The sequence below is a fragment of the Klebsiella sp. H-Nf2 genome, assembly GCF_002806645.1.
Classification (GTDB): domain Bacteria; phylum Pseudomonadota; class Gammaproteobacteria; order Enterobacterales; family Enterobacteriaceae; genus Klebsiella; species Klebsiella variicola.
Genome location: NZ_PIBL01000006.1, coordinates 1 through 13,003 on the forward strand (window position 1 = coordinate 1; position 13,003 = coordinate 13,003).

At 56.4% G+C, this 13,003-nt stretch carries 5 protein-coding genes and 2 pseudogenes; all 7 read right to left on the reverse strand.

Annotated elements, in window-relative coordinates; all coding sequences use genetic code 11:
• Positions 1-359 (reverse strand): annotated as a pseudogene (locus CWM58_RS15600) (hypothetical protein); the annotation flags it as partial.
• Positions 360-404: 45 nt separating this feature from the next.
• Positions 405-728, reverse strand: a complete 324-nt coding sequence (locus tag CWM58_RS15605; protein WP_100681294.1) for a hypothetical protein — start codon at positions 726-728, stop codon at positions 405-407.
• Positions 725-1,396: a hypothetical protein gene (locus tag CWM58_RS15610; protein ID WP_227520716.1), complete on the reverse strand. Its 672-nt coding sequence runs from the start codon at positions 1,394-1,396 to the stop codon at positions 725-727. Before CWM58_RS15610 ends, CWM58_RS15605 begins: the two co-directional genes overlap by 4 nt.
• A gap of 26 nt (positions 1,397-1,422) precedes the next feature.
• Positions 1,423-1,668: a hypothetical protein gene (locus CWM58_RS15615; RefSeq protein ID WP_063266827.1), complete on the reverse strand. Its 246-nt coding sequence runs from the start codon at positions 1,666-1,668 to the stop codon at positions 1,423-1,425.
• Positions 1,658-2,755 (reverse strand): annotated as a pseudogene (locus tag CWM58_RS15620) (VENN motif pre-toxin domain-containing protein); the annotation flags it as partial. The pseudogene CWM58_RS15620 and the gene CWM58_RS15615, both read right to left, overlap by 11 nt.
• Positions 2,756-3,100: 345 nt before the next feature.
• Positions 3,101-3,451, reverse strand: a complete 351-nt coding sequence (locus CWM58_RS15625) for a hypothetical protein (RefSeq protein ID WP_048267608.1) — start codon at positions 3,449-3,451, stop codon at positions 3,101-3,103.
• Entirely contained in the window at positions 3,451-12,996 is a 9,546-nt protein-coding gene (locus CWM58_RS15630) for a hemagglutinin repeat-containing protein (protein ID WP_100681296.1), read from the reverse strand. Before CWM58_RS15630 ends, CWM58_RS15625 begins: the two co-directional genes overlap by 1 nt.
• Positions 12,997-13,003 lie beyond the last annotated feature (7 nt).

Consider the following 13,003-nt stretch of genomic DNA (forward strand, 5'->3'; position numbering starts at 1 on the left):
CTGGTCATGTTCCCGGCGAACTGAGAGCCAATGCTGCCCCCGGTGCTGATACCGCCGCCCTGATGCTGCGTCTTATAATCCGCCTGGTTGTGGATATCGCTGAAACCCAGCGTGCCGGTATCGAGGCCGTTTTTATCTGCGCTTCCTGTGGCAGCAATGACCCCGCCATTCAGCTGCGTGTGGCTGCCCACAGTGACATCAAAGCCGCCCTGACCGGCAAATATCCCGCTCTGCTCCTGCCCCGAGGACCAGTCACTGGTCATTTTGTCACGACTGGCATTCAGGCTTCCCGACCACGACCCGGCGCCGGAGGTGTAGCCCAGGCCACCGCTGAGGCTGCTCTGCGTGCTGTCGTAATTGACGGGTAAAAAAGATCCCGGCGCTGAAGTCGGGATCTTTTGCAGTTAATAAAAATCGGGATCAACCAGACCTTCAGCTTTCACGATTTCAAGGAAGCGTTTATAGGCCGTTTCATCCAGTTCAAGAAGATCGTCCAGTAACTTTTCTTTAATTAAGGCCCAGTGGTGGATACCTCTCGCATTATTCTCAAAGTATATTGCCTCAAAACTTATTTCTGGATTAATTACAGATACTTGAGTTGATCTATATGCCAGCAGCCCACCGTACCCCTTTAAAAAACCCAAAAAATAAGTTTCGTCACCAAACCAGTAAACACTAAAAACATCAACAACCCTACCTAAGGGATCTCTATGATCTCGTATCTTCATTTTTTTACCCCATCAGTTATTGAAGGACCTGGCTGCAGTGGATTCCGCTGTGGAGTAACAATTTTCATATCGTATGCTTTACCAGTATTAAAATTGTACTGATAATGTACTGATATCGATGATCCATCAGGCAGATAATGCGTCGCCTCCATTTTCTGGAATCCAGCAGAAGTAGGAAATCTGGGATCATTATTCATATCCGGCAACTTTCCACCTTGTGAAGGATTTGATTCAACCTGTTTCCAGAACGTTTGCTCATTCAAATCCCTCGGCGCTGTAAATTGTTTACCCGGCTTAGCCGTCGAGATCTTCTCCGCTGCACTAATCAGGATTTTGTTATCAATAATACCGGCTGCTTTACCCGCTAACGATAACGCTTTTTCTGCCGGGATTGACGTCAGCAGAGCCAGCGCATAATCCTTCGCCTCTTCCGCTGTCAGCAACGCCATTACCGTATCCGAGCCCGGGCTATTACTCAGAATGGCTTTGATAATATCCGCGCTTTCCGGCAAGTCGCCGCGCACGATATCCTTTAACCCGGCCTGTACCTGCTCCGGCGAAAGATTGTTGTCCTGCGCATACTTCACCCAGGATGTGGCTGCCTGTCCGGTTTCCGTCATCCCTTTTGGCAGACTCAGCGAGTTAGTCTCAACAACAATCCCAACCACAAAGGCTGGGATCTTTTCGACATAGATTAAAATCCCTTTACTTTAAAAAGGCGGAATAATGCGAGTCCAATGCCTCCAATGCTTCCACCATAAAGTCCTAATTTCGCTCCGTGCAAAACATCCTGCCAAGTTGTATTAAAACCATCGCCAAGCAGCCACAGTAACAACGAAAAAAAAATCTTTCCGCATACAGATAATGCGATCATGAATAAAATCGTAGCAACTAAGAGAAATAGAGACTGAACACATCTAACTCGGAGATCATTTTTCATTTTTATCTCCTATTTTTTTTATTACCTGTTCAGCTCCTTTACCGCCTCCCTCTGATATTACTGAAGCTCCAATATTACCCATATTGCCTGGAAGCTTACCAGGCAACATCTCCTTAGAGATCCCCAGTTGACCTTTAATTTCGGTATATTTCAGCAAGTCAGGATTAAACTTAGGATCCCAGCCGCCGGTTAGCCATTTACCAGCCGCATTTGTGCCTGAAGAGATTAGTTTGCCTCCCCAGTAACCGCTAGCAGAACCCAGACCATTAGTAATTGCTCCTGTTAAAGGATTGTCACCGTTGATCTGATTGGTTAGCACGCCACCGGCTGCATTCCAGCCCACTGTTCCCCATAAGCCATTCCCTATGCTTGCAACGTTTATCCAACCAGCAACAACAGAGTTAACCGGATTCACCTTGCCATCTTCAGCATACTGAGCACCTGCGTTTACCCCTGCGCCCAACCCCCACATCACCTGCGCGGTACCGGGTAATAACGCCACACCTCCTGTAGCCAGTGCTCCCGCATAGGCTTTGTTTTCCGCCAGGCCTCGCTGACAGGCTTCTCCAGAAGGATTGTCTGCACACGACAGCACATCCTTACCATGCTCCCTGGCTTTTTCTCCCTGCGTCCATTCATTTCCACCCAGAAGGTTATTCTCCACCGCGTTCTTCCCGCCCTGCGCGCCCGCCACCGCTGACGCCGTACTGTCCCCGGCCAGACCACCTGCCATCCCTGCTGAAATGGTGGCCAGCGTACTCACCATCTGCTTCTGTGCTTCCGTCAGCGTGGACAAGTCCGTCACGCCCGGATACAGCATACCAGCAATCGCCCTCGCGGCCAGTTCACCTGCTGCCGCACCTGCCGCGGCACTGTTGCCCTGCAGCGCCGCCACCGCACCGCCCAGGATGGCGTGCGCCACCACCGCGGCACCGTCACTCAGCCCTGAACCGTGACCGATAAGATTCGCCAGCTCCGGCGCCGATGCCCCTGCCAGCGCCCCGGCGATATCACCGCCCGCCAGTCCCTGAAGCGCTGCAGTCGCTGCCTGGATACCCCGCTGCAGGTCACTGCCGGTTCCGTATGCAGCCATCGCGGTACGACCCGCCTGGTCCGCAATCTGTTCTGCCGTCGGACTGCTGTTACCCTCTGCCTTCAGCTTCGCTTCCGCCGCCGTCAGGGCTGCAGGGTCTTTTATCGCCTTCTGTTTTGCTATCTCGCCCTGCGCGCGCGCAATATCTGCCGCCTGGCGGCCAATCTCCCCTGTCAGCTGCACTTCCTGCAGGCGCCGCTGCTCCTTCTCCTTGTCAAATATCGGCCCGATACTGCCGCTGGCGTGTTCCGTGTCGCGACTCAGGTCAGCCACGTCCTGCTTCTGATTACGATTTGACTGTAGATAAAAATATCCTGCCTCAAGAGGGCGGGATTTTAGTTATCTAATGACAGAGCTACTTTTTATTTTTATATCCGGTCTTATACGTATTTCAACCTTATTTATTAATTCTTTTGTAAGAATTTCGGCATAAATATAATCACCTAAATTATCATTCCTTATACTAAATGAACTAACACCATCGATAGAGTTATGTAAAATTTCATTTTCATGTAACCTCACCGTGTATTGAATCCAACCTTCAACAACACTAAATGAAAAGTCAACACTAAGGCCGCATTTATTTTTTGCAGTATATAAAAAACTGATATTATCTCGTTCAAACGAGACAGGTTCACTTTCAAAGAATGAAAGCAACTCAATTTCGTCTGGCTTATTTTCTATGAACATTACTTAGTTACTCCATTTTTCGGTATGGTCGTAATGAATCGATGAGAGCCGTCTTTCATAACTTCGAAAGTACTTTCAAACACTGTGGCCTTTCCTGAAGGGCCAATAAAGAAAGATTCCCTGATTTCAAAACTACCATATTGATCCGTATATTTTTTCACGATGTTATTTGAATCTTTTGTCGCTTGAGTGAAATGCTCAGCCAAAACCGCATGACCATTAATATCATCTGCCACACCTAATCGTTTCATTTCCAGAGCAAGTTGATTTGTACGATCCAGCGTATGGCTATTACCTGTTGCTTTACCAAAAAGATAATCAAATTTTTTCGCATCAACTACAGAATTTGCTATCGTCTGCGCTGTGGTAATTTCCGGCACTTTCTTCCCTGGCAGGATAATACCTGCCAGCATTCCCCCCGTGGCTTCCAGCGCCGCCTGATTTCCTCCGGCCGCTTGTTTGACCGTATCCACAACCGCTGACCAGGTTTCGCTTTTCATCAGAGCGGCGACACTGTCGGCCACGGCCTGATTCTTGCCTGACAGGTCGCTCAGCGCTTTATTACAGTAGCTGTCGCCGACCGCACAGGAGGCCAGCGCCATCACCGCATCAGCGGCGTAATCCGCTGAGCCTAATGCCGCATCGCCGGTATCCGCAAGGGCATTGATAATACCGTTCGCGATGGAAGAAGTTGTACCCTCGCCAAGCTTGTCCCTGACCTGATTTTTCAGGGATTCAGCAGCCTGTTTTACTGTTGCACGAGCCTGATCGCCCGCCAACGAGTTATTCTCAACCGCGTTCTTCCCGCCCTGCGCGCCCGCCACCGCTGACGCCGTACTGTTCCCGGCCAGACCACCTGCCATTCCCGCTGAAATAGTGGCCAGCGTACTGACCGTCTGCTTCTGTGCTTCCGTCAGCGTGGACAAGTCCGTCACGCCCGGATACAGCATACCGGCTATTGCCTTCGCGGCCAGTTCACCTGCTGCCGCGCCCGCTGCGCCCGCCGCCGCACTGTTGCCCTGCAGCGCCGCCACCGCACCGCCCAGGATGGCGTGCGCCACCACCGCGGCACCGTCACTCAGCCCTGAACCGTGACCGATAAGATTCGCCAGCTCCGGCGCCGATGCCCCTGCCAGCGCCCCGGCGATATCACCGCCCGCCAGCCCCTGCAGCGCTGCAGTCGCTGCCTGGATACCCCGCTGCAGGTCACTGCCGGTACCGTATGCAGCCATCGCGGTACGACCCGCCTGGTCCGCAATCTGTTCTGCCGTCGGACTGCTGTTACCCTCTGCCTTCAGCTTCGCTTCCGCCGCCGTCAGGGCTGCAGGGTCTTTTATCGCCTTCTGTTTTGCTATCTCGCCCTGCGTGCGCGCAATATCCGCCGCCTGGCTGCCAATCTCCCCTGTCAGCTGCACTTCCTGCAGGCGCCGCTGCTCCTTCTCCTTGTCAAATATCGGCCCGATACTGCCGCTGGCGTGTTCCGTGTCGCGACTCAGGTCAGCCACGTCCTGCTTCTGGCTGGCCTGGTCACGGATGATGATAGTGCCCTCGGATACCGCCGACTGCGTCGTACTTTCCGCATGGCCTTTGCTGCCGCCACCCGCCAGCAGGGCGCTGGTCATGTTCCCGGCGAACTGAGAGCCAATGCTGCCCCCGGTGCTGATACCGCCGCCCTGATGCTGCGTCTTATAATCCGCCTGGTTGTGGATATCGCTGAAACCCAGCGTGCCGGTATCGAGGCTGTTTTTATCTGCGCTTCCTGTGGCAGCAATCACCCCGCCATTCAGCTGCGTGTGGCTGCCCACAGTGACATCAAAGCCGCCCTGACCGGCAAATATCCCGCTCTGCTCCTGCACCGAGGACCAGTCACTGGTCATTTTGTCACGACTGGCATTCAGGCTTCCCGACCACGACCTGGCGCCGGAGGTGTAGCCCAGGCCACCGCTGAGGCTGCTCTGTGTGCTGTCATAGTGGTCGCTGTCCCGCAGGCTGGTTATCGTCAGGTCGCGGCCGACATCAGCGGTCACCTGGTGACCGCTGACCTGCGCGCCGGCCAGCGTGGTATCCCGTCCGCTACTGATGATGACCTGATGACCGGCATCCACCGTGGTTTCATTCTGCCAGGTGCCGTTACCGCTCTCGTGCCCTTTGCTGCTGCTGGCGTTTGCCGAGATGCTGATACCGGCTCCGCCGGAGCCCACCCCCACGCCGACGCCAATACTGCCGCCGCTGCTTTTGTTGCTGCCGGTAGTCTGCTGTGTATCCTGCGCCGCAATGAGGTTCACATCCCTCAACGCATCCAGCGTGACATCCTTACCGGCTTTCACCTGGCCGCCCGCGACCGTGATGTCGCCGCCCGTTGCCGTAACAGCGAGGTTATTTCCGGCATTCAGGGTGCTGCCGCTGGTCATCACCTGCTCCGAATGTGACCGGGAGGAAGAGGACTGCGAACCCAGCGACGCGCTGATACCAATCGTATTGTTATTGTCCTTATCGCTGCCGCCTCTGGCCCCATCCAGCGCGACGGCCTGGGCGGCCTGGACACCGGAAAGTGCCGCTTTTGTTCCCTGGAGCGCACTCAGGCGGCCATCACTGACCTCTTTCGCCTTCTGCGCGGCGGAAACCGTATTGTTCACCGCACCGCCTGCGCTGCCTGACAGGGCCACCGTCAGCCCGCTGGATTTCTGCTCAAACTTCTCGTCGACTGTCCGGGTGTCCTGCCCGGGGTCAATCACCACGCTGTCGCCGGTGATGCGGATATCCCGGCCCGCAACCACATCAGAACCACCGATATGCGCCTGCTTACCGGCAGAAATCACCACGCTACCGCCCGTACTTCCCGTCGTGGAAGCACTCTGGCTCTGGGTGGTACCCGCTTCACGCAGTTCGTGCGTGGTTTTACTGCTGCCGATAGAGAATCCGATCCCCCCGGTTCCCGTCAGGCCGGATTTTTTCTCTTCTTTAAATCGCCAGGCGGTATCGGTATTGGTCGCCGCCGTGATATCGACATTATTACCTGCGTGGAGCTGAACATCACCCTCACCCACCACCGCCGAACCCTGCAGCAGAAGATTATTCTCTGCCAACACCTGAACCTGATCTCCGCTTAACAGCGTACCGGCTTCACGGGTGGCGCTCTCCTCTTCGATGGTATGCGTGGTTTTCTTACTCAGGAACCCCTTTTTGGTCTTCGTCTCTTCCTTGTAGTGGTAATCGCTTTCCGTCGCCGTGGTCAGGTTCACATCGCGGCCCGCCGCCAGGCCGATATTCCCGCTGGCAGTCACCTGCGCCGCTTCGGCGTTGACGTCGCGTCCAGCAATAATCGTAGTGCTGCCGCCGCTGGCAATGTCGGTACCCTGCTGGCGCACGGATTCATCGATAACGGCTTTCTTACTGCTGTAATTGCTACTGCCTGCGGTGGTGGCTTCCGCCTGCAGGTTCACATCGCGTCCGGCCTGAATACCGACATTCCCTTCCGCTGCGATGCCTGCCGCCTGACTGGTCACATCCCGCCCGGCCACCAGCGTTACCTTATCGCCTGCGGTCACCGTGCTGCGCTCTGCGCCGCTCTGATGGCTTTCGCTGCCGCCCGTGCGGCTGCTCTGTTCGTTACCCGCCGCGTTCAGGTTCAGGTCATTGGCCGCCACCAGCTGCGCGGTGTGACCCGCATTGATGGCGCTGGCCGTCACGTTCAGATCGTTGCCCGCCCGCATTATCGCGTTACCGCCCGCCGTAATGCTGCTGCCCTGATACGTTGTGGATGATGAACGACTGTTTTTCTGGCCCCAGAAGCCAGACTGGCTGCGACTCTCGGTGAACTGGTTGGCGGCAATATTGATGTTACTCCCGGCTTCCATCACCAGATCGCCGCCGGCGCTCACCGTCGCTCCGGTTATGTTGATCGTGTTCGCCGCGGCCATATACAGGCCGTCGCTGGCAGTAATGGCAGCCGTTTGCTCGCTATCGGTACCGCTGAACTGGATATTGCCCCAGCGGCTGTCATCGCCAACACGCCACTGCTCAGTGCGGGTGACGTTATTGATGCTACCGCCGGTGCTTACCAGCTGCAGCGTTTTCGCAGATATCGTCGAACCAATGTTATTGATATCGCCAGACGCGCTCAGGTCAAGACGGCCATCCGCGCGGATAAGTCCGGCGTTAAGGTTGCTGAAGCTATTACTGCTGTCAATGGCAAGGCCGTCTCGCGCCAGCAACGTACTGCCGCTGTTGCTGATATTGCCCCCTGCCAGTTGCACGGTATTGCCGCTGATTACGCTACCGTTCCGGACGCTAACGTCCTTCGGCGACAGGTAAACTTTCGGCACCATCACGGTCCGACCATTAAGCGTTGCGGGCTCCCACCACAGAATGCTGCGATTGAGCGCCGCCACCTGTGCGGCGGTGAGCGCCACGCCAAACGTCAGGCCAAGCGAGGTCTGCACGTCGGCCGCGTTGTCCATCAGATAACGCATCTGATCGAGATCAGATCCGAGGCCATCAAGATAGCGTGACCCGGTCTGGTTCAGCACCACGTTGCTGACATACCGAGTATCAAACGCCGCATCGCCCAGAAAACGATAATCGCTGTCAGGGTTAAGCCCCAGGCGATCCAGCATATATGACGAGCCAAGGAACGAGTCGCCATCGGTGTACTGGCTGCCCGTCTCGCGTGGCGCGCTGCCTGGATTCATGCCAGCCAGCTTATACAGATCGCCAAACAGCGACGGATCGAGCTGGCCCAGGCCATTGAGCTTCGGATTGACCGTGATCAGATATGGGCTGTCCGGATCGTCGGAAATGACAAAATAGCCGTTGATGCCGGACGGCAGTGGATAGTTATCGCCCAGCGGTTCCTGAACGAGCGCCGTACCGTTGCCGATGGTCTGGCTGCCGCTACCGGTTGTGTCGTTCCAGTCCGGGCGAGTCATCGCGGCGGTATCAGCCCCGGCGAGGGACTGCAGACTCTCACTGTCGTCAGTGAGTTGCGCTGAAGGTGTGTTCAGGTCAGGCGCGACAAGCGTGTTGCTTATTTTATCCGCATTAGCGATGCTGTTGGTGTTGCTGATGTCGCTGGCGAAACTGGCGCTGACGTTGCCGCCAGCCTGGATCAACGAACGGTAAATCTCTCCCTGTTCGGCCGTGGATTCATACCCGGCCAGGGTAAAACCAATGGTAGAGCGTTCGGGCTGCGCATCCTCATAGTTATTGTCATCCGTGGGATAAGGCGCCCCCGGCGCAACGGCGTAGCCGGCGCCCTTGCCAAAGCCAATGTTGTAGCCATAGCGGTGCGGGTCGTACTGATAGATATACCAGTCAGTGACGGTACCGGCCTGCCAGCTCTGATTGTTGAGCGTATTTCCCGTTAACGCGATATCGCCATTTGCCAGAATATGGCTGGCAACGTTCTCCAGTGTGCTGGCGCTAATATGTAGATTATTCCCCGCGGCAAGGCGTGCTGCCCCGCCCCGGCTGGTGACCTCCGTCCGCGTCTGGCTGCCGATAAACTTCTGCTGTGCTGATTCGGCGTACATTGCATAATAGAGCTGGTTCCAGTTGTGATAGCTGCAGGCGCCATGACCGTTACATGCCCCTGACTCGCTTGATGCCAAATAGCTGCTCAGGCCGTACGTCCCGTCAGCCAGTTGGCTGATATCGACATCGATTATCGCCTCTCCGAGACCCGGAATGGCCTGCTCGCCGCTAGTCTGCGAGATCTTCACCTCCAGCCCATCACGCTGATTGAGCAAGTACCCGGTGCTGATGGTCATGTCACCCTGCGTGGTTTCAATCGTTCCCGAGGTGTTAATCACTTCAGTGTTGGCATCACCGCTGGCGTTTTTTTGCATCACCAGGTCATTACCCGCCAGTATGTCGCCGTGCAGGTTATGAATGCGGTTGGCAAACAGCGAGAGATTATGGCCCGCATACAGCAAGGCGGTGTTGAGGATCGTTCCGGTGGCCGTTAACACCAGGTTTCCTGCCGTACCGGTAAAGCCATCAAGCGTGATATGGCCAAGGCTGGTCAGGCTCACGTCCCCATCAGCCTGCAGAGAACCTTCCCCATTCATCGCAATCTGTTGCCCGGTCAATGCCGTCTTGCCGTTGCCAGCTACCAGTTGACCGTTATTGATGAGCTGCCCGGCGGCGGTCAGCGTTACGCCATTGCCCTGTAAGGCGCCAGCGTTGGTGATATCGCTCTGGCTGCTGATGACAAGCTGTTTGTTTGCGGCCACAGTTCCCTGAGCGATCCAGCTGTTGACCAGCGCCAGCGTCAGATTACCCAGGGCGACTATCTGACCCGCGCCGCTGAGGGAGGCGACGTTCGCCAGAAGATCGCCGCCGCTGAAGAGTTTGCCCGTGTCGTTGTTTACGCTGTCGCTGTAAAGCAACAGGTTCTGCTTGCCGAACAAGGTGCCGCTGTTGGCCAGTGTCCGGGTGTCGACACTTAACTGTGCGGCCTGAACGGTGCCGCTGTTTAATAGCGTGCTCCCCGTCAGCGTGGCCTGATTTTCCGCCAGCATCGTGCCTGCGTTGGCGATCTTCGCCGCGTCCAGAAGGAGATGGGTTGCCTGCAACCAGCCGCTGCCGCTGTAGTATGGGGTGGTAAGCGTCAGGTCTCCGCCAGAGACAATGTTGCCGGCGTTGCGGGCATATAAGGTACTGTTGAGGCTGGTTGCGCCATGGCTTTGGATCGTGCCGTCATTGCTGAACGCAGACGCCGTCAGCGTCAGCTCCCCCTGACTGAGGATGGCCCCGTTGGCCTGGTTGTTGAGCGCTTTTAGCAAGTTCAGCGTCAGATTGCGGTCCCCCTGCAGGCGTCCGCTGTTGCTGAGCGAAGCCACGCTAATCTGCGTATTCGCCCCCTGCAACTGACCGCTGTTGTTCAAGTCTTGCGCATGGAGGACAAGCGATCCCCCGGTCAGCAATTTGCCCTGCTGCTGCAGATCGCCATTCAGCAATACGTCAAGATGGCTTACCCCGCTAATCTCTCCGCTGTTGCTCAGCGAGTCGCCTTTCATCGTCAGCATACTGGCGTTCACCAGCCCCTCATTGCTGAGCGCGTGGCCGCTGATATGGACATCCCTCAGGGCAGTCATTTTACTGCCGTTAATCGCCTGCAGATCGCCGCTGAGCGTTAACGCCAGATCGACCGCGTTCTGGATCGCGCCGCTATTGATGAGGTTCGCGCCCTCAATAACGATGGTTTTCCCCTGCACCCGTCCGTGGTTAGCGATATCGCCAGCGGAGAGTGTCAGGTCGCCCTGGCTTAGCAGATCGCCGTGGTTATCCACGGTTCCGTTGCTGCTCAGCGTGAGCGCGTCAAGCCCGATAACGGTTCCTTGATTGCCGATCCTGTCTTGCGCCAGTGCGATCCGGTTTGCCTGCAGCGAACCATTGTTGTTGAACAGGGCTCCCGTAAACGACATATCGCCGGCGGCAAGGAGCTTGCCGCTGTTTGTCAGGGAGGGGGTTCGAAGGATGAAATCTCGCTGGCTCATGATGTCGCCATCATTGAGTAATGCGCCGCTGACGGTGACATACAGATTGCCTGTCGCCAGGAGAGAACCGCTTTGCCGCCAGTCCTGCGCATTAATACGCAGTTGCTGCCCTTGTATGGCGCCTGCGGCGTTTAGCGTCGTCGCGGTGAGCGACATATCCCCTGCGGTCAGCCAACGTCCTGTGGCCCCCTGAGTCAGCGAATCGCCGGTGAGCGTGAGTGCCTGATTACCCTGAAGCAGACCGTCATTGGATAAGGTGGCGGTCTTAACCGTTAACGTATCGGCGATGATGGCACCCGGATTGATCAGGGTCGTGCTGGCCAGGGTGAGCGCGTGGTCGCTGGTAATAAGCCCGCGATTGCGGATATCCGGGATATCGAGCGTCAGATTTGCCGCGCTATAGAGCGTACCGTCCTGCTGGTTATTCAACGTTTGGCTGGTAACAGAAAGTTGAGCCTCTCCCTGTAGCAAGCCATTGTTGGTGAGAGACTGGGACTGCGTGGTCAGCCTGGAGGCGATGGCCACACCGCTATTGCTGAGTTGCGGGGCTTGCAATGACAGGGTATCAGCACTGCTTTTACCACTGTGGGTCAGTTTTTCGCTGGCGTGCACGGTGAGAGCGGATTTAGCCGCCTGAGTCCCTTTTAAATCAACCTGTTTCGCCGCAATATGCAGGTGTTTTCCCTGGATTTGCGATGCCGCGCTGGTGGCGATTGTCTCCCCCGACACAGCGATAGCGCCGGTGGCGTTTATCGCGCCATTCAACGTCTGGCGGGCGGCATCAAGGGAGATGGCGTTGCCAGCGATCAGGGCGCCATGATGGGCCAGCGTCTTCGCGGTCACCGAAAGATCTTCAGTGGCCGTCATTCTTCCCTCATTCGTCACGCTATCGCCGGCCCGCAGCACGATCTGGCGACCCGCATCGATTTGGCTCTCGCTATCCTGGCGGATGGCGCTGGCCGTCAATGAGACATCCTGTCCGGCGGTCAGTTTTTCACGGCTTTGCGTGATTGAACCGCCCGCAGTCAGCCGCAGATCGGTATCGCTGGTCAGGGACCCTTTGCTCAATACCAGATCGCTCTGACTATGCAATGTGATTGCGCCCCCGGCCTTGTGATCGCCGGTGAGCATAATATGCTGGCCGCGAGCGGCGATCGCGCCGCTGGCCAGTGAGTGACGCAAAGCAAGCCTGCCATTCGCCTCAAGGGTGATATCGCCCTGGCGCGCATTCAGGTCGCCGAGGTTCACCCCCACGCCGTTTTCGCTCGACACCAGACGAATACGATTGGCGTACATGCCGCCCAGCGCCCCGGTATCCACCGCCAGCGTCGGGGTCTGATCTTCTCCACTCATTGGGGTGACAGTGCCATGGCTATCTACCCGGTTAGCCCCGGCAATCACCGATAAATCCCGGGCATGAATCGCCGCATTCACTTCCGTCGCACGGGAAATAATCGACAACGCATCGCTGCCGCTGGCGTCAATGCCTTTGCCTTCAATGGAGATGGTTCCCTTCACGACCTCCAGCGCCTGCAAATTTCCCGCCGCATCAAACACGGGTTTGCCAGTGGTCAAGGTTGCCTGGGGAGTGTTAATAAAGCCGCAGCCGTTACAGGTGATGCCATAGGGGTTGGCGACCATCACGTTCGCCGCCTTGCCTGCGACTTCGGTGTAACCGTTCAACTGCGATCGGTGACCACCGGTCACTTCGTTAATGATGCCCTTCGCTTCCCTCCCGGCCTGCAGATTCGGGTTGTTCTGGATAAACCCACCGAGCTGGGTCTGATTCAGCTTCCCGGTCGCATTGTTGAGGATTAAACCCTCCTGACCAACGTGGTAATCCTTAAACTGGTTATGCGAGATCCCGCTGCCGTTCGGGGTGGCAATATTAACGACCGGCACGCCATTTGCGGCACTATCCACACCAGTGGCGCCCTCGGGATTGATCGCTGCGCCAATGGCCGGCAGGAGCGGCTGCCCGGCCAGCAGGAGGCTAATCAGGTAACTTAGCAGACGCGATGACAGGCGAATGGGAGGCTGATGCATGACGATA